Consider the following 21440-nt stretch of genomic DNA (forward strand, 5'->3'; position numbering starts at 1 on the left):
CGGGGCGTTCGGGGGGCGGACTAGAGTCGGGGGAAGCCGTTCCGCCCACCGTGTCACCACACACCGTGTCAATGAACACCGTGTCCCCGCGAGGAGTCCCATGACCGATCCCGTCACCGTCGACGCCCAGGCCCGCACGCGACTGTCCGAGCTGGTCGCCGAGCTGGCCGTCGTCCACGGTCGCGTCACCCTCTCCTCGGGGCGCGAGGCCGACTACTACGTCGACCTGCGCCGCGCCACGCTGCACCACGAGGCCTCGCCCTTGATCGGGCGGCTGCTGCGCGAACTCACCGCGGACTGGGACTTCGACGCCGTCGGTGGGTTGACGCTGGGCGCCGATCCGGTGGCCACGGCGATCATGCACGCGCCGGGCCGGCCGATCAACGCGTTCGTGGTGCGCAAGGAGGCCAAGAAGCACGGGATGCAGCGCCGCATCGAGGGCCCCGACATCGTCGGTCGCCGCGTCCTGGTCGTCGAGGACACCACGACCACCGGGAACTCGCCGCTCACGGCCGTGGCCGCCCTGCGCGAGGCGGGCGCCGAGGTCGTGGGCGTGGCCACCGTGGTGGACCGCGCGACCGGTGCCGACGACGTGATCAGGGCCGAGGGCGTGGAGTACCGCGCGTTGCTGGGTCTGACCGACCTGGGACTGGAGTGACCGGCATGGATACGACGACAACAACGACGACGACGAGGGCATTCCGCGATCGCCTGGTGCAGGCGCTGACGGAGCGGGTGGGCGCACTCGGCGACACGTCCCGCCCGGAGGGGCCCGCGTTCCTCGCGGCCGCCGCGGGGACGGAGATCGCCAAGGCCACCGGGGTCGGCGCGCTGGAGAAGCTGTGCAAGCCGGTGATCGTGCCGGCGGCGCTGGCGATCGCGCTGCGCGACGGTCGGCTCTCCGCGGTCGACACCGCACTGCTGTCTGCCACCGGGGCGGCGTACACCACCGGCGACGTGATCCTCATGCTCGGTGGCGGCCACGCGAGCCGGTCGAAGTCGAGGCTCGTCGCGGGTGCGGCGGCGTTCGGGGCGGGGCACCTGGCCCTGGGCGGACTCATGCTCCGGTCGGGGCTGCGGTTCAAGCCGGTGCAGTCCGCCGTGCACGGTGTCGTCGCCGGCGTCGCGGGCGCGGTGCTGCTCACGGAGGATCGCGCCAACGCCCCGCTCGCCGCGTACGGCGGGCTGCTCGCCACGCTGTCCGCGTTGGCCACCTCCGTCGACCGGTCGCACGGACCGGCGGCCTCGGTCCTGGCGGTCGCCGGGCCGGTCTTCCTGCTCAGCGACGCGTTGATCCTGGCCCGGCGCAAGACCGAGGGCGGGACCGCACTCGCCCGGGCGCTGGACGTCGGAGTGATCGACACCTACGCCACCGCGGCGCTTCTGCTGCTCACCGGTACCGCCGCCGCGGCGCGTACCGCCGGGAGCGCGTCGTGACCGCCGCGGGCGCACCTGGTCCCGGCACGCCGTCCACCGGCACGGTCCGAACGGTTCTGGTCACCGGCGCCGCCCGCGGGATCGGCGAGGCCACCGCGCGTCGGTTCGCCGACGCCGGCTACCTCGTGGGTGCGTACGACCTCCAGCCCTGTGCGTGGGCCGAGGGAGACGAGCGGATCGTCACCGGCTCGCTCGACGTCACCGATCCGGCCGCGTGGGAGGCCGCTCTCACCGAGCTCACCGCCCGTAGCGGTGGCGCGCTGGACGTGCTGGTCAACAACGCCGGCCTGCTCTACGGCACTCCGTTCATGGACGCGAGTTTCGAGAAGGACTCCGCGCTGGTGGACGTCAACGTCAAGGGCGTGCTCTACGGTTGTCGCGCCGCGTTCCCGTTCCTGGAGAAGTCCGCCACCCCGACCGTGGTGAACCTCTGTTCGGCCTCCGCGATCTACGGCCAGGCCGAGATGGCGACGTACTCGGCGACCAAGTTCGCGATCCGGGGGATCACCGAGGCCCTGGACCTGGAGTGGGCCCGCCACGGCATCCGGGTGTGCTCGGTGTGGCCGCTGTACGTGGGCACCGGAATGCTCGAGGGCGTGAACACCACCGGGATGCGCACGATGGGCGTGCGCCTCACGGAGGGCGACGTCGCCGGCGAGATCCTCGACCTGGCCGAGCAGACGGCGCGTGAGCCCTCCGGGGTGTTCGGCAGGATCCGCCGGGCGCTGGGCCGCGAGGTCCACCGGCCGGTCGGGAAGCAGGCCACCGCCATGTACCTGGCCTCGCAGGTCGCCCCCAGCCGACTCGTCAAGCTGTCCAATCAGCGCCTGACCTCGTGACGGCGGCGGGCCCGACCGAGTGGGGCGAGGGCGCGGTCGGCGTCGGCCCATGGGAGACCGAGCATCCCGGGGAGCCGCGCCCGGTCGGCGACCGGTGGGATCCCGACCTCCTGGACGCCGGCGACCGCCGCAACGTGGTCGACCGCTACCGATACTGGCGCCGCGAGGCGATCGTCGCCGACCTCGACACCCGTCGGCACCCCTTCCACGTGGCCATCGAGAACTTCGGCCACGACGCCAACATCGGCACCGTCGTGCGCACCGCCAACGCCTTCCTGGCCGCCGAGGTGCACATCGTGGGCCGCCGCCGCTGGAACAGGCGCGGGGCCATGGTCACCGACCGCTACCAACACCTGCGTCACCACGCCGACGTCGGCGCCCTCATGGACTGGGCCCGCGCCGAGGGGCTGCCGGTCGTCGCCGTCGACAACCTCCCCGGTGCCGAGCCGCTCGAGACCGCGAGCCTGCCGCGCGACTGCGTCCTGCTCTTCGGACAGGAGGGGCCCGGGGTGAGCGAGGACGCGCGACTGCGGGCCGCGAAGACCGTCTCGATCGCACAGTTCGGCTCGACCCGATCGATCAACGCCGGCGTGGCCGCCGGGATCGCCATGCACGCCTGGATCCGCGAACACGCCGCCCCGGCCTGATCGCCATCTCGCCCGCCTGACTCGCGCGCACACCACGCCCGCCCGCCGTTTCCCGCACCTATTGATTTTCGATAGGTATAGGTTCATAGTCGGTGTATGAACATCGAGAAACGAGCGGTGCTGCCGTTGCGGGTGTGCCTGGTGGTGCTGTTCGCGATACTGGTCCTGCTGCAGACCATGTCCCTACCCGGGCAGTTCGCGCACATGGCCGAGACGTCACCGGGCGACGCGCACCTGCGGTGGCCGTTGACGGCCGTATCGATCTACTGGGTGGTGTGCATCCAGGTCGTGGTGGTGGCCACCTGGAAGCTGCTCTCGATGGTCAGGGCCGACCGCATCTTCACGGACGGGTCCCTGGTCTGGGTCGATGTGATCCTGGGGGCGATCGTCGCCGCCTGGGCGATGCTCGTGGTGGTGCTCGTGCTGGTCGGCATCAACGCGACTGATCCCGGCCTGCCGCTACTGCTCTTCCTCGTCGTCGTCATCATCACGGTCGCCGCGCTGCTCATGGTCGTCATGCGCGCGCTCCTCCGGCAGGCGACCTCCCTGCGCTCCGAGATGGACACGGTGGTTTGATGCCGATCATCGTGCGGATCGACGTCGAACTCGCCAAGCGCAAGATGAGCGTCGGAGAGTTCGCGGAGCGGGTGGGATTGACGCCCGCCAATGTCTCGGTGCTGAAGAACGGTCGGGCCAAGGCCGTGCGGTTCAGCACGCTCGAGGCGATGTGCCGGGTGCTCGACTGCCAGCCCGGTGACCTGCTCGAATGGGTCGAGGAATGAAGCGCCGGGTGCACTTCCTGCTGGTCCTGGCCGCAGTGCTGGCCATGATCGCGCTGGGGGCGACGGCGGTCGTCCTCGGTGAGGCCGACGACTCCCCGGGTCTGCAGGGGATCGGGGTGCTCGTGGTGATCGGTGCCGCGGTCGTCGCGCTGCGCTGGCGCGGGCCGCACTGATCGGCGCATGCCCGGCTCCGGCGCCGGCCCCGGCGCTACGGTGTGGTCGTGGCCCCCACCGACCTGCCGGACACCCTCCGCCTCAGTCTCCTGGACAGGTCCCGGTCCCGCGTCGGCGAGTCCCACGCCGCCGCGATCGAGGGCACCCTGGCCCGCGCGGAGCGGGCCGACGCCCTGGGCTTCCACCGCTACTGGACGGCCGAGCACCACGCCGTGCCCGGGATCGCGAGCGGGAGCCCGCCGCTGTTGATCGCGGCCGCCGCCGCGCGCACCGACCGCATCCGCCTCGGATCCGGGGGCGTGATGCTGCCCAACCATCGACCGCTGATCGTCGCCGAGCAGTTCGCCATGCTCGAGGCGATGCACCCGGGCCGTATCGACCTCGGGGTGGGACGTTCGCTCGGGTTCACCGCACCGGTCCGTGCGGCGCTCGGCGTCGCCGAGTACGACACCGACGCGTTCGCCCGCGACATCACCGCGGTGCAGGACTTCCTCCACGGTCGGGGGCCCGTCACCGCGCTGCCGGTCCTCGAGGTCCCGCCCCCGTTGTTCGTGCTCGCGACCGGTCGGGGCCTGGAGGTCGCCGCACGGGCCGGACTGCCCGTCGTGGTCGGGGGGCCGAGGCTGCTCGCCGACCCGTCGCCCCTGGATCGCTACCGCGAGATGTTCCGGCCGAGCGAGGCCACGCCGGAACCCTATGTGGTGGTGAGCCTGGAGGTGATGGTCGCCGACTCGGTCGGGACCGCGCGGCAGCTGCTCCTCCCGGAGGCGTGGGCGATGGCAGAATCCCGGGAGACCGGGGAGTTCGGCCCGCTGCGGTCGCCGGCGGAGATCCTGGAACGGAGGTTCCGTCCGCAGCAGCTGCGTCGGGTGGAGGACTGGATGGCGGGGGCCGTCCAGGGGGACGCGGAGAAGGTCGCACGCGAACTCGCCGCGCTCGTCGAGCGGACCGGGGCCGACGAGATCATGGCGTCCACCTCCACTTTCGACCGCGACGACCTCGCCCGGGCCGACGCGGCGCTCGCCGAACTGCTCCCCGGCTGACCGGTACCGCACGGCTCGCGGGTGCGCGTCGTCACGCTGGCCTAGGCTGGAGGGTGTGCGCCCACCTCCACAGGGGTGCGGCGCCCCGAGATGCGCACGTCGCACAGCCGAGAACCCTGGAGGAGACCACATGCCCATCGCAACTCCCGAACAGTACAAGGACATGCTCGACCGGGCCCGTAACGAGGGCTTCGCCTACCCGGCGATCAACTGCACGTCCTCGGAGACCATCAACGCGGCCATCAAGGGCTTCGCCGATGCCGGGTCCGATGGCATCATCCAGTTCTCCACCGGCGGTTCCGAGTTCGGCTCCGGCCTGAACGTCAAGGACATGGTCACCGGCGCGGTCGCGCTCGCCGAGTTCGCGCACGTGGTGGCGGCGAAGTACGACATCCTCGTCGCGCTGCACACCGACCACTGCCCCGAGGACAAGCTCGACGGCTTCGTGCGGCCGCTCATCGAGATCTCCCAGGAGCGCGTCGACCGCGGCGAGAACCCGCTCTTCCAGTCGCACATGTGGGACGGCTCGGCCACCCCGCTCGACCGCAACCTCGAGATCGCCAAGGAGCTGCTCGAGAAGACGGCCAACGCCAAGCAGATCCTCGAGATCGAGATCGGCGTCGTCGGCGGCGAGGAGGACGGCGTCGAGAACGAGATCAACGAGAAGCTCTACACCTCCCGTGAGGACTTCGAGGCCACCATCGACGCGCTCGGTGCCGGCAACACCGGGCAGCGCTACCTGCTGGCCGCGACCTTCGGCAACGTCCACGGCGTGTACAAGCCGGGCAACGTCAAGCTCAAGCCCGAGGTGCTGAAGATGGGCCAGGACGTCGCGGTCGAGAAGCTGGGCCTCAACGCCGGTGATCTGCCGTTCGACTTCGTCTTCCACGGCGGCTCGGGCTCGGCCAAGAGCGAGATCGAGGAGGCGCTGTCCTACGGCGTCATCAAGATGAACGTCGACACCGACACCCAGTACGCGTTCACCCGGCCGATCGCCGCGCACATGTTCGGCAACTACGACGGCGTCCTCAAGGTCGACGGCGAGGTCGGCAACAAGAAGGTCTACGACCCGCGTTCCTACCTGAAGAAGGCCGAGCAGGCCATGTCCGAGCGCGTCGTCGAGGCGTGCAACGACCTGAAGTCGGCCGGCAAGTCCAAGGGTGCCGCTGCTTGAGTGAACGCTGCTTGAGTGAACGCTGCTTGATCGAACGGGCCTGACCGAGCACGGCCTGATCAGCCGGGCTGGTCAGCTTGCCTGACGGTCGGATCTCATCGCGGCCTGACACCGCCCCATCAGCGGCGCTCCTCCACCCGGAGGGGCGCCGCTGTCGTGTGTGGACCACTCGCCGCGGAATCGAACCCTTGTGCTACGCGGAGGGTGCCGGTAAGATCGCCTGTATGTTCGAGTCGGGCGCGACGCTGAAGGGGGGTGCGGTGGTGAGCGAGGAAACGGGGACGACGACGACGAGGTCGGCTTTCGCCGGGGCGCTCCGCGCGGTGCCGGAGCCCCTCGACACCCTGGGCGCCGAGGCCCTGAGCGAGGTGGCGCGCTCGGCGACGCTGGCGCAGAACCTGGCGGCGGCGACCCGGCTGCAGGCGGCCCACCTGTTGGTCCAGGCGATGGGGAGTGTCGACAGGGGCTCCCCGGGGCCAGCCGATACGCCGCCGTTCGGGGACTCCCGTCCCGCCTACTCCCGGCTCGAACCCACTGAGCGTGCGCGCAACCACCTGGCCGCGGCCATGTCGCTGACCGGGTGGCACGCTGCCCGCCTGGTCACTGCCGGTGTGCAGATCCACACTCGCCTGCCGCGTCTGCGCAAGGCTGTAGAACGCGGACTGTTCCCCGAGCAGCTGGCCATCGACGCCGCCTGCCGTCTGGCAGAAGTGTCCGACACGATCATCGGCGCGGTGGAATCGGACGTCGTCGGCGCCCTGACCCGAGACCTCGACGGGGGCCACCGCCCCAGTCGCCCCGACCTGGACTCCGCGGTCGACGGGTCCCGGGAGCGTCATGACCCACAGGCCGCCGGCGACGCCGTGGACGCCGCGGTCGAGCAGCGAACAGTGCGGTTCCGCCCGGCACGCGACGGCATGACCAGCATGTGGGCCTCGCTGCCCAGCGGGGACGCCGAGAAGCTCCGCCGCCGGATCGACTCCGCCGCCCGCGCTGCCTCGGAGTCGGGCCACCCCCGCACGCGCGACCAACTGCGCGCCGACGCCCTGTGCGCACTCGGGGACCCCACGACCAACGACATCGGCACGAGCCTGTACGACGCGGAAGAGTCGGCGGGCGCGGGCGATGCCACTGCCGGCACCCGCGCCGGCGCAGGCGCCGACAGGCCCCCGCTGGGAGCGTCGTGGGGCACCGAACAGCCCATCCGGATCTCGATCATCGACAGCGTCGCCCAGGGTCTGCCCAACCGCGTGCAGTTCGTGAACGGCGCCTATTCGAGCTTTGACTGGCTGTGCGAGGAGCTCCTGTCCGGCGGGGACTCCAAGGTCCGGTTCGAACTGCTCGACCCGCAGCCGGGTGTCCAGGACAGACCGGACGCGGTGCTCAAGTACTTCATCACCCCGGCGCTGGCCGAGCGAATCCGGCTCCGCGACGGCACGTGCCGCCACCCGGGGTGCACGGTCGACGCCCACGACTGTGAGATCGACCATGTCATCGCCTTCGATCATCAGCGACCTGAACTGGGCGGACCCACCGCCGAGTGGAACCTCGTGTGCCTCTGTCGCAAGCATCATCGGGAGAAGACCTTCGGGCACTGCGCCTACCGGCCCGGACCGCTCGGTGAGCTGACCATCATCACCGAGACCGGTCACGAACACCGCACCACACCACACGGGCCGCTGGCCCAGGCGCGCGACAGGATTCTCGACCACCGATGGCGACAACACGTCGACCGTCTCATCGCCGACGACGGCCACCTCACCAATCCGCCCGGCATCGAGCGGGACAACCGCACCGGCCGAGACGGTTCCCGGCCGGCCTGACTGCCAGCGGCAGACCCGGCCCGCCTGACCGTTGGCGGGTCGGATCGCCCTCGACGGGTCGGGTCAGCCCGGCTGCTGGTCCTGCGGGACCGCGCCCATTCCGACTCCGGGCTGGCACATCTTCCAGGCGCCATCCTCGTCGCGCATGTGAATCTGCTCCGGGCCCGTCCCATCGGACTCCGACTCCACGGTCGCGGTCGCCTCGGCGCCGTTGTCACTGATCTCCACCCCGAGCACCTCGAGATCCTGGGGGAACGAACCCGCGATCGACTCGCGGAACATCGAGTCGAGGTCCGAACCCGTCGCCTCGCTCGACGCGGTGATCGTGTCCACGAGCTCCTGCGGGACGCGGTTCTCCGCGCACATGTGCCCGTTGAACTCGGCGAACGACTCCGCCGAACTCATGCTCTCCAGCGTCTGCTCGACGTCCCGCTCGGCCCGAGCGGACGACGACAGCGGGCCCGCGAGGAAGAGCCACGCGAGCGCTGCGATCACGAGGAGCGCCACGACGACGGCCGCCGCGACGGCCACGCCGCTCCGCCCGCCGCGACCGCCTTGCCGGCCGCTGCCCGGACGTGCCCCACCCTCCGGGCCCCCGCCCGGCTGTCCCGCGGGGTTCGGCTCCCCGGCGGCCGGCTGCTGGCTCGTCGTCGTCATCTACTACTCCCGGTGCGCGTCGCCGGCCCCGGACGGGCCGCGTCGACCCGCCACCGTAGCGGACCTACCTGTGATTCCGGGGCTTCAGGGGCGCCGACCACACCGGCGCGGACTCCGCTCCCGTCAGGCCACGGGAATTACACACGAGATCGCCAGTTAGCCTTCAGGTATGCCCAGGCTCCGTCTCAGCTCTGTCCGTGTCCTCACCAGCGGCATGGCCGTCTCGGCGCTCCTGCTGTCCGGCATCGGCCCGGCCCACGCTGACCCCGGCGACTGGAGCCAGTACCGCGCGACCCCCACCAACAACACCCACGTCGTCACCGGTGGAGCCCAGATCTTCTCCGGCACCATCCCCACCGCGAACGAGGTACGGGCGACCCCGGTGGTGGCCGACGGCAAGGTGTTCGTCGGCAGTCACGGCTCCGGGGAGCTGCAGGCGTTCGACCTGGCGACGGGCGAACTGTTGTGGCAGGCGCAGGCGCCGAACTGGGTGCATTCGGAGATGATCCATTCCGACGGGCGGCTGTTCGTGGGATTCGGGAACCGCTTCTTCCAGGACGGGCCGGGCGGCTACCGCGGCACCGGGGAGTCCGGCGTCCTGGGTCTGGACCCCGACACCGGTGCGATCCTGTGGCGCCACGACACCGCAGGCGAGGTCATGCCGACACCCGCCGTGACGGGCGGAGCGGTCTGGGCGGTCACCGGGGACCGGCGCCTGTATAAGCTCGACCCGGCGACCGGTGAGGCGCTCGAGGTGGTGGAGACCGGCCACGTGGTGAGCATGTCCTCGCCGTCGGAACAGGGCGGGGTGCTGTACTTCGGCGGCGGCGCGCCCCGGCCGTACACGTTCTTCGCCTACGACACCGTGGCCGGTGAGTTCGCCTGGCAGCGGGAGTTCCCCGAGTTCACCCACGGCCTGGACGACGTCCCGCCGGCCGTCGACGAGGGGATCGTCGTCACCACGGCCAACCGCGCCCTGCTGCCCGGGATCGCCGGCGCGCGCGAGGAGCACACGATCATCGCGATGGACCAGCAGTCCGGCGAGGTGGTGTGGCGGGACGTGATCGGCGACGGGCCCGCCCCGACCAACAACCGGTCCGGTGCGCCGACCATCCACGACGGCACCGTCTTCGTGGGCAGTCCCACCACGGGCGCCGCCTATGCGTATGACCTGCACTCCGGCGAGCGACTGTGGCGTAACCCTGTCGGCGCGATCAAGGGTGCCCCGGTGATCCACGCGGGTGGTGCCTACTTCTCGACCACCGCCGGGAACGTGTACCGCCTCGACGTCCGCACCGGCGCGATCACCGGCGTCCTCGAGCTGGAGGGGCCGTTGGCCCCGGCCGGGCCGATCCTCGTCGACGACACCCTGGTGGTCCCCAGCCAGAGCCGGAACGTCTACTTCGTCCCGCTCGAGGAGTTCCCCGACTCCCGCGCCACGGGCGGCGCGACCGCGAGCCTCGGCGACCCGGCGTCACCGTGGGGGAGCGCCGCGGGGTCCGCGGCGTCCGCGGCGGGATCGCTCGGCACGGACGCGGGATCGCTCGACCCCGCGTACTGACGGGCGCCGTCGCCGGTACCGGGCCCACCCCACCGGCCCCCGGCTCGCCTCACCGGCCCCGGGGCCTACCCACCCTGCCGGATCAGGGGAGCGGGCCCGCGGGCTCCAGGCGGTCGGTGCCGTGCCGGGTCCGCCAGCTCGCCATCGGGTAGGCGCCACTGTTCGGATCCTCACGGGCCACGAGCGCCCAGTAGTCGGCGTGGGCGTAATCGCTGGTGAACTCGACCACCGTGAAGCCGTGGCGGTCGAGATCGGCCCAGAGGACGTGCCGGTTCGCGGCGGTCAGCGCGCCCTGGGCGGCCTGCGAGAGCGGGTTGCCCTCTGGTAGTCCGCCCACCATGTCGTTGATGTTGTTGCTCGTGATGGACGGGGTGACGAACTCGACCGCCCCGGTGCCGGCCCCGGGGTAGTCGGCCGGGTCGAACGGCACCTCGTTGGCCCAGGACGTGTGGATGTCGCCGGTGAGGAAGACGTGGTTGCGGTTGCCGGTGGCGCGGATGACCTCGAACAGGCGGCGACGCTCCCCGGCGTACCCGTCCCACTGGTCCGAGTTGTATGTGATGCCCTCCCGCGGGACCCCCAGGAGTTCGGTGAGCGCGCCGGTCGTGCGCGCATCCAACGGCGGGATGAGCACGGGCGAAACCATGACCGAATTGCCGATGACGTTCCAGCGGGCGGTCGACGACTGCAGCCCGCGGGCCAGCCAGTCGAACTGCTCGGCGCCGGTCATCGTGTTGGTCTGGTCGATCGCCGGCCCGTTGAACCGATCGGGGCTCTCGGAACGGTACGAGCGTAGATCCAACATACTGATCTCGGCCAACGACCCCCACCGCAGGCGCCGGTAGAGGTGCCCGCCGTCGCGTAGCGCCTCCGGCCGGACCGGCATCCACTCGAAGTACGCCTGCGAGGACGCGGCCTTGCGGTCGGAGAACGGGCCCTCGTGCGGCTGGTGGTTCTCGGCGCCGTGCTCCCACGAGTCGTTGGCCAGCTCGTGATCGTCCCACGTGCAGATCCACGGCACGTGCGCGTGCAGGGACTGCAGGTCGGGATCGGTGTGGTACTGCGCCAGCCGGATCCGATAGTCGGCCAGGGTGACGATCTCGTGCGGTGGTTCGTGCGGGCGTATCGCCCCGATGGCGGCGGTGTACTCGCCGCGGCCGTACTCGTAGATGTAGTCACCGAGCTCGATGATCGCGTCCAGGTCCCCGCGCGCCTCGAGGTGGCGGTAACCGGAGAAGAAGCCGGCCTCCCAGTTGGAACACGACACCACGCCGACGCGCCAGCGGCCGGTGGCGGGCATGGCGCCGTCGGCGGGCGCGGTACGGGTGCGCCCGGTCCGCGAGACCTGACCGAGCGCGCGGAAGCGGTAGTGGTACCAGCGGTCCGGCGCAAGTCCGGTGCAGTCGAGCTTGACCGTGTGGTCGCGGCCGGCGTCGGTGACGACGGAGCCAGTGCGGACGAGGGAGGTGAACCCCGGGTCGGTGGCGACCTCCCAGGCGACGACGACGGGGTCACCGATCCCCGAACCGGGGCTCGCCTGCGGGGTGGGCGTCACCCGCGTCCACAGGATGACGCGGTCCGCCATGGGGTCGCCCGAGGCGACGCCGTGCCGGAAGACGGCTCCGGCCGGGGCCCCGCCACCTCCTGTGCCCCCGGCAGCCGCGGCCCCGGCGACGGCGGTGCGTCCGGCCAGGGCACCGGTCCCGACGGCGGCACCGGCCAGCGCTCCGGCCCGGAGGAGGGAGCGCCTGCCGATGCCACCGGTGGGATGGGAATCGGCGATGCGGGCGGTTCCGGCGATGTGGGCCGACCCGGGAGACTCGGGCGAGGGGGCGGGAGACGCGGTCACGCGTTCAAGTCTGTCCCCTCGGGTGACGTCCGGGAGCGGATTCGCCCCAGACGTCACCGACGGTTCACTCGCCGGCGACCTGCGCGTCCTGTCCCGGCGTGGTGTCGGCGCCCACCACGAGCTCCTCGATCTCGGTCTTCTCCGGCGTCGAGAGGTACCGCTCGCGCGAATCGTCCAGCTCCTGGAGCCACGGGGTGTGGTGGACGGTCGCCATGGTGCCGGTGAGGACGGAGCGGTACGGCTTGTCCCGGTAGGTCAGGATGTTCTTCTTCTTGTCCTTCTTCCAGGCGAGGAAGATCTCGACCACCTCGTCGAGGTCGAACATCGGGTAGTCCGTGGCCTCGATGAGATCGCGGACGTAATCGGCCTGGAAGCGCACGTCGTCGGCGTCACCGTCCAACTCCTGGAAGCGGTTCCGCCAGGCCCGCATGTGGGCGACCCGATCCTCGGCGGACGGCAACTTGGCCCGGCCCAGGATGAGGTCGCGGACATACCAGGCCTGGGCGTCGAACATGTTGAAGGTGAACCACTGGTCCTGGGCGCCCAGGTAGTAGACCTTGGGGTTCTTCTGCCACACGACGCCGCGGTACAGCCCCGCGGGGTAGATGTTGTTGGGCGACTGCAGGGCCAGGTCCGCCGGCAGGAACGGGTACTTGTGGAGGTAGCCGGTGCACAGGATCACGGCGTCGAACTCGCGGGTCTGGCCGCCGGTGAAGTGGACGGTCTCGCCGTCGAACCGCTGGACCAGCGGCAGTTCCTCCATCCCGTCCGGCCAGTCGTAGCCCATGGGGGCGGTGCGATAGGAGATCGTCACCGACCGGGCGCCCATCTTGAAGGCCTGCACGCCGATGTCCTCGGCGGAGTAGGAGGCGCCGATCAGCAGCACGCGCTTGTCCGCAAGCTTCTCCGCTCCGCGGAAGTCGTGGGCGTGGCGGATCGACCCGGGGAACGTCTCGATGCCCTTGAAGTCCGGGAGGTTGGGGTAGGAGAAGTGGCCGGTGGCGACGATGATCCGGTCGAACTCCGACGAGGTGGTCTTGCCGGACCTGAGGTTCTCCACGGTGACGGTGAAGGTGTCCAGATCGCGGTCGTAGTCCACCCAACGGACGGCCGTGGAGAACTGGACCTTGTTCTTGACGTCGGACCCCTGGACCCGGCCGTCGATGTAGTCCCACAGGACCTCACGCGGCGGATACGACGAGATGGGCCTGCCGAAGTGCTCGTCGAACGTGTACTCGGCGAACTCGAGCGCCTCCTTGGGGCCGTTCGACCAGAGGTTGCGGTACATGGAGGAGTGGACCGGCTCGCCGTACTTGTCAGTGCCGGACCGCCAGTTGTAGTTCCACTGGCCGCCCCAGTCGTCCTGCTTCTCGTAGGCCACGATCTCGGGGATCTTGGCCCCGGACCGCTGGGCCGATTCGAACGCCCTGAGGGCGGCCATTCCGCTCGGCCCGGCTCCGATGATCGCAATACGCTGTCTAGACACAGTCTTCCTTCCGGCCCACGTTCGACCTGTTCGTTCGCTCCGACTGGTGCCGGTGGAAGCTCGTCCGACGCGGGGACTGGATGAGTCCGCGTAACGGGGCCTCGACACCGGGACCACTATCACTCCGAAGGGGCGTGAAACCACTGCCCGCGACGAGCGCACGGCGCCCCGTCCGGGGCGCCGCATGCCCTCGACCTTAGCAAATGGGGGCAGGGGAGGCGATGCGGCGGATTAGTGGACAATGGGGGCATGACCCAGTTCGGAGATCTCCTCGGCCCCCCGCCCACCCGTCTCACCGGTGACCCGGAGGCGGAGGCCGCCGTCGCCGCCGGGGAGGATCCCCGCACCGTGGCGGCCTCCCATCCCACCGCCTCGATCGCGTGGGCCGAGCTCGCGGAGCGTGCGCTCGACTCCGGCGAGGTGATCAGCGCCTACGCGTTCGCCCGCACCGGGTATCACCGCGGGCTGGACCAGCTGCGGCGCCACGGCTGGAAGGGCTTCGGGCCGGTGCCGTACGACCACAAACCCAACCGCGGCTTCCTCCGTTGCGTCGCCGCGCTGGCCCGCGCCGCGCAGTCGATCGGTGAGGAGGACGAGTACATCCGTTGTCTGGACCTGGTCAATGAGTCAGACCCGCACGCCGCCGCGTCTCTCGGCCTGGCGTGACCGACTGGACGCCCGCGCGCTGGGCGTCTACGCCGCGCTGCCGGGCCCGCTGAGGGCGCGCGCACGGCGACTCGGTTACGCGTTCCTGCCGATCCTGCAGTGCGGTCTCGCCGCGGGACTGGCCTGGTTCCTCGCGCACGACGTGCTGCACCACTCGGCACCCTTCTTCGCTCCCATCGCGGCCGCCATCGCCCTCGGCACCGGTATGGGGCGTCGCGTCCGGAGGGGTGTCGAGCTGGTGCTCGGCGTCATCGTCGGCGTCGGGTTCGGTGACCTGCTGATCCGGGAGATCGGCTCCGGGGCGTGGCAGATCGCGCTGGTGGTGATCCTGGCGATGTCGGCGGCGGTGTTCGTCGACCGGGGGGCGATCACCGGCACCCAGGCGGCCTCCTCGGCGATCCTCGTGGCGACGATCCTGCCGCCGGGCAGCGCGGGCGGCTACGAGCGGATGCTCGACGCGGCGGTGGGCGGGGTGGTGGCGCTGGCCGCGATGGCGCTCATGCCCGTCCATCCCCTGCGCCGCGCCCGCCGGGAGGCGGCGTCGCTGCTGGGCGTGGCGTCGTCGGTGCTCGCCGAGGTCGCGGACGGGTTGGAGCGGCGCGACTCGGAGCTCATCCGCTCCGCCCTGCAGGAGGCCCGTGACACGCAGCCGGCCGTCGATGCGATTTCCGAGCAGCTCGCGGGGGCGCGGGAACTGGTGCGGATCTCCCCGTTCTACCGGCGGCGGCGTCCGGAGGAGATCGTCCTCACGGCGATGCTCAACCCGCTGGACAACGGCATCCGCAACATCCGTGTCCTCGCGCGCCGGGCGATCGTGGCGGCGGACGATCAGGTGGACGTACCGCCCGCGCTGAGTTCGTTGATCGCGGCGCTGGCCGGGGCTCTGGAGGTGCTCACCCGGCGGGTGGCCGCGGACTCCGACGCACCCACGGACGCTGAGGTCCACCGCGAGTTGCGGGCGGTCGCGTCGCGCGCCAAGCGGGAGCTGATCACGGGGTCGGGCCTGACCGAGACCGTCATGCTGGCCCAGCTGCGCTCGATCCTGGTGGACATGATGCAGGTCGCGGGGCTGAGCAAGATCTCGGCCCTCGCCACGCTGCCGCCGACCGTCCGCAATCCCGCCGTCGAACCGGAACTGACGGAGGAGTGGCCGGACGCGCCGGACCGACCGGCGCCGGTGATGCCGCCGCTCAGGGCGACACGAGCCTCCATGGCTCGGTATGACGATAGAAAGTCGTCCTCTTGATGGCCCGCCGACCGGTGAGTCCGTCCCGGGTGAGCAGGCCGGCCTCGGTGCCCAGTTGCACCGCCCGGGCCGCCACCCACTGACGGCGACGCAACCTGCGGGGCCGCGCGGCGGTGGCCCGGACGCCGGGCAGCTCGGGTGTGGGCCGGACGGTGAGGGTGTGCGTCTCGCCGGAGAAGACCACGGTGTCGTCGGCGTAGGCCTCGCCCACGAGTCGGTCGCCCTCGGCGCCGCGTACGAGGGCCTCGCCGACGAGGGCGGTCCCGGTCTCGTCGCGGACGAGCGGCACCTCACGCGACGTGCCGCGGATGCCGAGCTTGGCCGCCTCCGACCCTGTCGGCAGCCCGTAGGCGCGGGTGGCGGGGGTGGGCTCGTCGGCGACGTAGGCGATCTCCGCGTCGAGGTTCTCGGTCCGCAGCAGGCGGGTGAGCACCGCGGCCAACGCGGCGTCGGTGCCGCAGAGGACCAGTCGACGCCCCGGGCCCACCTCGGCCAATGCACGGTTGACCTCGTCCTTGGTCGGCACCTCGCTGACCTGGATGCGGGGGCGCTCACCGAGAACCGTCGGGACCGGGGCCGAGCCGCAGCGGATGACGATCATGACCTCCATCATGACCGCAGCTGATGGCGGGGGCGAACCTGGGGCAGGATGGAAGCGTGGTTGGACAGGCGCGCAGGATCGATCTGAACTGCGACCTCGGCGAGGCCCGTCGGGGGACGCCGCGGTGGCCCGCGTCGCTCGCACCCGGCGCCGGGCCGGATCCCGACGACGCCGCACTGTTGGACGTGGTGACGTCCGCCAACGTCGCGTGCGGCTTCCACGCCGGCAACCGGCCCACCATGATCGCCACGGCCGTCGCCGCCGCCGAGCGCGGGGTCGCCCTGGGTGCCCACCCCTCGTACCGGGACGGCGCCAACTTCGGGCGTATCGAGCACGACCTCGACCGCGAGGAGGTCGCCCGTCTCGTGGAGTTCCAGCTCGTCGAGCTCGACATGGCCGCGCGACGGCACGGGACGCGGGTGCGGTACCTCAAGCCACACGGCGCGCTCTACAACCGTATCGTCCGCGACCCGGAGCAAGCCGCGGGTGTCGTGGACGCCGTGATGCGGTACGCCGAACTCGCGCATGAGGAGCCGTTGCCGATCCTCGGCCTGCCGGGTGCGGTGGTGCTGTCCCACGCCGCGGCCGTCGGCGTTCCCACGGTGACGGAGGCGTTCGCCGACCGCGGGTACCGGCCCGACGGCACACTCGTGCCCCGCGGCGAGCCGAGCGCGGTGATCACCGATGTCGACGAGGTCGCCGAGCGGGTCGTGGCCATGGCGACCGGGCAGTCGATCACCACCGCCGAGGGATCGCGGGTCGTGGTGGCCGCCGCCTCGGTGTGTGTGCACGGGGACACGCCCGGCGCCGTCGACCTGGCGCGACGCGTGCGCGCGTCGCTCGAGGAGGCCGGGGTGGAGGTGGCGCCGTTCGCCGCGCCTCACGTCCCGCCGCGCGGCCCGGTGGGGGACGGGTCCGGGCGTGATGCGGTGGGGGACGGGCCGGTGGGGGAGGCCGGCCCGGGATGACGACGACGAGGATCCGCCGCTGCGGGGAGGCCGCGCTGTTGCTCGACTGTGCCGATCTGGCCGAGGCGGTCTCGTTGGCCGCGAGGATCGAGCAGTGGCGACCGGACGCCCTCGACGTGGTGGCGGCGACCCGCACGGTGCTGGTGACCGTGCGCGAGGCCGCTGCGTTGCCCGAGCTGCGGCGGCGACTGGAGGCCCTGCTCGCGGACCACGCTGATCAGCCCGTCGTTCCGCCACCCTCCGGCAATCTGCCCTTCCGAAATCGGCCCTCCTCAAATCGGCTATCCGGATTCCGGATCGGCGCTTCTGATCCGAATAGCGGATCCGTAGGGGGAGTAGCGGATTTCGGGGATGCGGGCGCGAGTGCAGGCGGGGATGCAGGCGCTGATGCGGGCCCGAAAGCGGGCTCGGGGGCAGGTGCGGAAGGCGGGGTGGCAGGAGTGACGATCGACGTCCGCTACGACGGGCCCGACCTTGCCGCGGTCGCCGACCTCGCCGGGATGTCCACCGAAGCGCTGGTCCGCACGCACTCCTCGATCACGTGGCGGGCCGCGTTCGGCGGGTTCGCGCCGGGCTTCTTCTACCTCGTCGACGCGCGGGAGCTGGACGCGGGCGGGGCGGATGCGGGCGGGGCGGGTGCGAGCGAGGCGGCCGGGGGGCCGTCGACGGAATCCGCCCTGCCTGCGGTGCCGCGGCTGGACTCGCCGCGGGCGCGGGTCCCGGCCGGGTCTGTCGGCCTGGCGGACCGCTTCTGCGCCGTCTACCCCGGGGCCTCGCCCGGCGGGTGGCAGCTGCTCGGCACCACCGACGCCCGGCTGTGGGACCTCGACCGGCCCGACCCGGCCCTGCTCGCCCCCGGGATGACCGTCCGGTTCCGCGAGGTGGGCGGGCGATCCGGGGACGACCGCGGGCGCTCGGCCGAGCGCCGATGAGCCCGGACGCGCCCCGATGAGCCTGCTCGTACTGCGGGCCGGACCGTCCGCGCTCGTGCAGGACCTCGGCCGCCCCGGTCACGCCTCGGTCGGGGTGACCGCCTCCGGGGCCGCCGATCGCGCCGCCGCGGCCACCGCCCTGCGGGCCGTCGGCACCGACCCGGCGGCCGCCGTGCTCGAGGTGCTGCTCGGCGGGCTGACGGTCAGGACGGATGAGCCCGCGATCGTGGCGATCACGGGAGCGGAGGCCCTCGTCGTCGTCGTCACCCCCGACGGTTCCCGACGGACCGTCGCCACCGGCGAGGTCCTCCGACTGGACGCCGGGTCGACGCTGGAGATCGGCCGGCCCGTCGCCGGGGTGCGCAGCTACGTGGGCGTCCGCGGGGGGATCGACGTGCCGGCGGTGCTGGGCAGTCGATCGCGCGACACCCTGGCAGGGCTGGGTCCACCGCCCGTCGTGGCCGGCGATGTGCTGGACGTCGGCGACGCCGTGGTGGGGCCGTGGGCAGACGGGTGGCAGGTCTCCGCCGGCCGGGGTGTGGTCGGCGGGGGCGCGGTCACCGGCGCCAGGGAATCCGTGGAGCTGGACGTCATCCCCGGGCCGCGCGACGACCTGTTCCCGCCCGCCGCGTGGGACGTGCTCGCCGCGACCGGGCACGTCAGCGGGCACGCCGACAGGGTGGGCGTCCGCATCGACCCCGCCCGGCCCGTCCCGCGACTCGACGCGCGCGAGATCCCCAGCGAGGGCATGGTGCGCGGCGCGGTGCAGATCCCCGCCGACGGCTCACCCGTGGTGTTCGGGCCCGACCACCCCGTCACCGGCGGCTACCCGGTGATCGGCGTGCTCACCGCCCGCTCGGCCGACAGGATCTCGCAGCTCCTGCCCGGAACGCCCGTGCGACTGCGCAGGCTGCGGGGGGCTGGCGACTAGGGTGAGAGCGCTGATGCGACTATTCTGGAGCGCTGGTGTGCGCGGAATCACGAGACTGTGGCCGTCCCTCACCGTGTAGACGACTCAATCCGAGGTGAAAGCGAACCATGCCAGCGATCGTTCTGATCGGCGCCCAGTGGGGCGACGAGGGCAAGGGTAAGGCCACCGACATCCTGGGCGGCCGCGTCGAGTACGTGGTCAAGCCCAACGGCGGGAACAACGCGGGCCACACCGTGGTGGTGGGCGGCGAGAAGTACGAGCTCAAGCTCCTCCCCGCCGGCATCCTGTCGCCCACGGCCACTCCGGTGATCGGCAACGGCGTGGTGGTCAACCTCGAGGCGCTGTTCGAGGAGATCGACGGCCTCGAGGCCCGCGGCGCCGACACCTCCCGGCTGCGCATCTCGGCCGACGCCCACCTCGTCGCGCCGTATCACCAGGCGCTGGACAAGGTGACCGAGCGCTTCCTGGGCAAGAAGGCCATCGGCACCACCGGCCGCGGCATCGGGCCCACCTACGCCGACAAGGTCTCCCGCGTGGGCATCCGCGTGCAGGACATCTTCGACGAGTCGATCCTGCGCCAGAAGATCGAGGGCTCGCTGCACCTCAAGAACCAGATCCTGGTGAAGATCTACAACCGTCGAGCGGTCGAGGTCGAGGAGATGGTCGAGTACTTCCTCTCCTACGCCGACCGGCTGCGGCCCATGGTCTGCGACGCCACCCTCATGCTCAACCAGGCGCTGGACCGCGGCGAATCCGTCCTCATGGAGGGCGGGCAGGCCACCATGCTCGACGTCGACCACGGCACGTACCCGTTCGTCACCTCGTCCAACCCCACCGCCGGCGGCGCCTGCGTGGGCGCGGGCGTCGGCCCCACCCGGATCACGCACTCGCTGGGCATCGTCAAGGCCTACACCACCCGCGTGGGCGCCGGGCCGTTCCCCACCGAACTGTTCGATAAGTGGGGCGAGTACCTGCAGGTCACCGGCGGTGAGGTGGGCGTCAACACCGGCCGCACCCGCCGCTGTGGCTGGTACGACGCCGTGATCGCCCGCTACGCCGCGCGCGTCAACGGGTTCACTGACTACTTCCTCACCAAGCTCGACGTGCTCACCGGCATCGGCGAGATCCCGATCTGTGTGGCCTACGACGTGGACGGCGTCCGGCACGACGAGATGCCGATGACGCAGACCGACTTCCACCACGCCACGCCGATCTACGAGACCATGCCCGGCTGGGACGAGGACATCACCGGGGCGCGCGAGTTCAGCGACCTGCCGCCCGCCGCCCGCGACTACGTGCTGCGGCTCGAGGAGCTCGCCGGCTGCCACATGTCGTACATCGGCGTGGGCCCGGGCCGGGACCAGAACGTGGTGCGGCGCGACATCCTGGGGTGATGAGGTGAGCCCGCTCGTGTGACGGGTGAGTCCGTTGGTGCGTGCGGGTCAGGTGGGGCCGAATCGGGTGTGAACGTACGACACATGTCGTATGAACGGCCGCCAGTGCGGTGACAGCGCATCGGGTGGACTCCAGGGAAGCGGCCGACCGGTCGCGTTCCCTTCCGATCGGAGCACCACATGCGTTCCCTCACCCGCCTCGGCGTCGCCGCCGCGGCCACCGCCATCGCCTCAGCCACCGCCCTCGCCGGAGCCGGTGTGGCCGGCGCCCAGGACGTCGATCCCGTGTTCAACAGCCCCAGCAGTGTGAGCGTGAGCGGCAAGGGCGAGGCCACCGAGGTGACCTAGGCAAATAATTCCGAGCACGATCTCGCAGCGGGTTCGCCGGCAAGGGGCGCCTCATCACTGACCTCTACGACTACATGAAGTCCGCCGACGTCGACAGTGCCTTGCCTCCGACCTGGCTCGAGGATCTCGCCGACGCAGCTGAGCGCCAGTGCCGGTTCGGGACTCGTTGACGGCGTGCTCACCGATGACTCGTTCTCGCCGGCGGCCGTCGTGGTGTGCGTCGCGCAGGCCACAGATGAGCAGTACGTGGAGGTCGAGATCTCCGCAGGTGCCGGCGTCCCAGCCGGCCTCGGATCGCTGGACGCAGCGCTCGCGGGGATCGGTAGCTCGGGCTCCGTTGCCCAGACCACGGGCTCGCTCGGGATCTGACAGTCGCAGGACGCGGCTTCCGCCGTCTACCCGCGAGGGTTACGACCGCACACACCCTTCACCCCCGGCGGCTGAACGGCGCCGGCGGTGACGAGTTCCGTCAGGCGGCGGTGGCGGTCAGAGGCCTGGGATCCGGGGTAGCTCGAACGCGCCACCGGCCACACCGGCGCTGACCGCCAGGGCGATCGACACGCCGACGCCCGCCAGAAGGACCAGGCCGGCCCCCACGACCGGGTTCTCCAGTGAGCCCCCGTCCGCGCTGCCCGAGGCCTGCGCGACATAGTGCACCGCGGTGGTGTCGACCGGCGCGGCCTGGGCGGGGGCGGCGGTCACGGAGGTGGCGGCAGCCAGGGCAATCGCCGCGGCGGCGGTCGTGGCACTTCGGGTGTTGTTCATGGTCATGACTCACTCATCGTCGTGGGGCTCGGAGCATTACAGACCGGCGACTCCCCCCTCGGTGCCCCCGCTCAAGCCGCACGCTTCCCTGGGTGGTGTCGGATAACGATTCTGTAA

24 protein-coding genes are annotated in these 21440 nt (G+C 71.4%); 19 read left to right on the plus strand and 5 right to left on the minus strand.

The genetic code is table 11. The annotated features are described in order from the left end of the window. The first annotated feature begins 100 nt into the window (after positions 1 to 100). From pyrE to AC3DEV_RS00245, 10 genes are all read left to right on the plus strand, one after another. The gene (pyrE, locus tag AC3DEV_RS00200; RefSeq protein WP_154829749.1) at positions 101 to 658 is read left to right on the plus strand and encodes an orotate phosphoribosyltransferase; all 558 of its coding nucleotides are present in this window, start codon (positions 101 to 103) and stop codon (positions 656 to 658) included. 5 nt (positions 659 to 663) lie between these two features. After that, positions 664 to 1437: a lysoplasmalogenase family protein gene (locus tag AC3DEV_RS00205; RefSeq protein ID WP_488370917.1), complete on the plus strand. Its 774-nt coding sequence runs from the start codon at positions 664 to 666 to the stop codon at positions 1435 to 1437. Further along, positions 1434 to 2276 (plus strand): SDR family oxidoreductase, encoded by an 843-nt coding sequence (locus AC3DEV_RS00210; protein WP_488370918.1) that lies wholly within the window; start codon positions 1434 to 1436, stop codon positions 2274 to 2276. The genes AC3DEV_RS00205 and AC3DEV_RS00210 overlap by 4 nt, the downstream gene beginning before the upstream one ends. Then, a complete protein-coding gene (locus AC3DEV_RS00215) occupies positions 2273 to 2923 on the plus strand; it encodes a TrmH family RNA methyltransferase (protein ID WP_488370919.1) in 651 nt (216 codons plus the stop codon). The genes AC3DEV_RS00210 and AC3DEV_RS00215 overlap by 4 nt, the downstream gene beginning before the upstream one ends. A 96-nt stretch (positions 2924 to 3019) precedes the next feature. Continuing rightward, complete coding sequence (locus AC3DEV_RS00220) at positions 3020 to 3499, plus strand: DUF2975 domain-containing protein (protein WP_120286419.1); 480 nt, start codon at positions 3020 to 3022, stop codon at positions 3497 to 3499. Then, a complete protein-coding gene (locus AC3DEV_RS00225; protein WP_069390469.1) occupies positions 3499 to 3705 on the plus strand; it encodes a helix-turn-helix domain-containing protein in 207 nt (68 codons plus the stop codon). Before AC3DEV_RS00220 ends, AC3DEV_RS00225 begins: the two co-directional genes overlap by 1 nt. Beyond that, positions 3690 to 3878, plus strand: a complete 189-nt coding sequence (locus AC3DEV_RS00230) for a hypothetical protein (RefSeq protein ID WP_488370920.1) — start codon at positions 3690 to 3692, stop codon at positions 3876 to 3878. The genes AC3DEV_RS00225 and AC3DEV_RS00230 overlap by 16 nt, the downstream gene beginning before the upstream one ends. Before the next feature lie 48 nt (positions 3879 to 3926). Then, positions 3927 to 4922, plus strand: coding sequence for an MsnO8 family LLM class oxidoreductase (locus tag AC3DEV_RS00235; RefSeq protein ID WP_488370921.1), 996 nt, complete (start codon positions 3927 to 3929; stop codon positions 4920 to 4922). A gap of 130 nt (positions 4923 to 5052) precedes the next feature. Next, positions 5053 to 6096: a class II fructose-bisphosphate aldolase gene (gene fbaA, locus AC3DEV_RS00240; protein WP_159148996.1), complete on the plus strand. Its 1044-nt coding sequence runs from the start codon at positions 5053 to 5055 to the stop codon at positions 6094 to 6096. A gap of 224 nt (positions 6097 to 6320) precedes the next feature. Then, positions 6321 to 7919, plus strand: a complete 1599-nt coding sequence (locus AC3DEV_RS00245; protein ID WP_488370922.1) for an HNH endonuclease signature motif containing protein — start codon at positions 6321 to 6323, stop codon at positions 7917 to 7919. Between the two features lie 63 nt (positions 7920 to 7982). On the opposite strand, the gene AC3DEV_RS00250 is transcribed toward AC3DEV_RS00245, so the two are convergent. After that, complete coding sequence (locus AC3DEV_RS00250) at positions 7983 to 8576, minus strand: Rv0361 family membrane protein (RefSeq protein WP_488370923.1); 594 nt, start codon at positions 8574 to 8576, stop codon at positions 7983 to 7985. 169 nt (positions 8577 to 8745) lie between these two features. On the opposite strand from AC3DEV_RS00250, the gene AC3DEV_RS00255 reads away from it, so the two are divergent. Then, positions 8746 to 10137, plus strand: a complete 1392-nt coding sequence (locus AC3DEV_RS00255; protein ID WP_488370924.1) for an outer membrane protein assembly factor BamB family protein — start codon at positions 8746 to 8748, stop codon at positions 10135 to 10137. An 82-nt stretch (positions 10138 to 10219) separates the two neighbouring features. On the opposite strand, the gene AC3DEV_RS00260 is transcribed toward AC3DEV_RS00255, so the two are convergent. Continuing rightward, on the minus strand, positions 10220 to 11938 hold the full coding sequence (locus AC3DEV_RS00260; RefSeq protein ID WP_488371227.1) for an alkaline phosphatase D family protein: 1719 nt from the start codon (positions 11936 to 11938) through the stop codon (positions 10220 to 10222). Between the two features lie 112 nt (positions 11939 to 12050). Next, on the minus strand, positions 12051 to 13472 hold the full coding sequence (locus AC3DEV_RS00265) for a trimethylamine monooxygenase (protein WP_488370925.1): 1422 nt from the start codon (positions 13470 to 13472) through the stop codon (positions 12051 to 12053). A gap of 249 nt (positions 13473 to 13721) precedes the next feature. On the opposite strand from AC3DEV_RS00265, the gene AC3DEV_RS00270 reads away from it, so the two are divergent. Both AC3DEV_RS00270 and AC3DEV_RS00275 read left to right on the plus strand, forming a co-directional pair. After that, positions 13722 to 14138 carry a DUF3151 domain-containing protein gene (locus tag AC3DEV_RS00270; protein WP_488370926.1) on the plus strand — a complete coding sequence of 139 codons (417 nt, stop codon included), beginning with the start codon at positions 13722 to 13724 and terminating at the stop codon, positions 14136 to 14138. Beyond that, positions 14095 to 15384 carry an FUSC family protein gene (locus AC3DEV_RS00275; RefSeq protein ID WP_096906724.1) on the plus strand — a complete coding sequence of 430 codons (1290 nt, stop codon included), beginning with the start codon at positions 14095 to 14097 and terminating at the stop codon, positions 15382 to 15384. The genes AC3DEV_RS00270 and AC3DEV_RS00275 overlap by 44 nt, the downstream gene beginning before the upstream one ends. On the opposite strand, the gene AC3DEV_RS00280 is transcribed toward AC3DEV_RS00275, so the two are convergent. Then, positions 15329 to 15985 (minus strand): hypothetical protein, encoded by a 657-nt coding sequence (locus tag AC3DEV_RS00280; protein WP_096907465.1) that lies wholly within the window; start codon positions 15983 to 15985, stop codon positions 15329 to 15331. The two genes, AC3DEV_RS00275 and AC3DEV_RS00280, sit on opposite strands and share 56 nt — an antisense overlap. Positions 15986 to 16041: 56 nt before the next feature. Here AC3DEV_RS00280 and AC3DEV_RS00285 point away from each other — a divergent pair, with 56 nt between their 5' ends. From AC3DEV_RS00285 to AC3DEV_RS00310, 6 genes are all read left to right on the plus strand, one after another. Continuing rightward, positions 16042 to 16953 carry a LamB/YcsF family protein gene (locus AC3DEV_RS00285; RefSeq protein ID WP_488370927.1) on the plus strand — a complete coding sequence of 304 codons (912 nt, stop codon included), beginning with the start codon at positions 16042 to 16044 and terminating at the stop codon, positions 16951 to 16953. Beyond that, positions 16950 to 17885, plus strand: coding sequence for a 5-oxoprolinase subunit B family protein (locus AC3DEV_RS00290; protein WP_488370928.1), 936 nt, complete (start codon positions 16950 to 16952; stop codon positions 17883 to 17885). The genes AC3DEV_RS00285 and AC3DEV_RS00290 overlap by 4 nt, the downstream gene beginning before the upstream one ends. Before the next feature lie 16 nt (positions 17886 to 17901). Next, complete coding sequence (locus AC3DEV_RS00295) at positions 17902 to 18816, plus strand: 5-oxoprolinase subunit C family protein (protein ID WP_488370929.1); 915 nt, start codon at positions 17902 to 17904, stop codon at positions 18814 to 18816. Between the two features lie 107 nt (positions 18817 to 18923). Next, positions 18924 to 20210 (plus strand): adenylosuccinate synthase, encoded by a 1287-nt coding sequence (locus AC3DEV_RS00300; RefSeq protein ID WP_488370930.1) that lies wholly within the window; start codon positions 18924 to 18926, stop codon positions 20208 to 20210. A gap of 180 nt (positions 20211 to 20390) precedes the next feature. Continuing rightward, positions 20391 to 20558, plus strand: coding sequence for a hypothetical protein (locus tag AC3DEV_RS00305; protein WP_488370931.1), 168 nt, complete (start codon positions 20391 to 20393; stop codon positions 20556 to 20558). Positions 20559 to 20732: 174 nt separating this feature from the next. Beyond that, entirely contained in the window at positions 20733 to 20927 is a 195-nt protein-coding gene (locus AC3DEV_RS00310) for a hypothetical protein (protein ID WP_488370932.1), read from the plus strand. Between the two features lie 117 nt (positions 20928 to 21044). On the opposite strand, the gene AC3DEV_RS00315 is transcribed toward AC3DEV_RS00310, so the two are convergent. After that, entirely contained in the window at positions 21045 to 21329 is a 285-nt protein-coding gene (locus AC3DEV_RS00315) for a hypothetical protein (protein WP_488370933.1), read from the minus strand. Positions 21330 to 21440: the final 111 nt, after the last annotated feature.

The sequence above is a fragment of the Dietzia sp. IBK-p2-15D genome, from assembly GCF_057773105.1.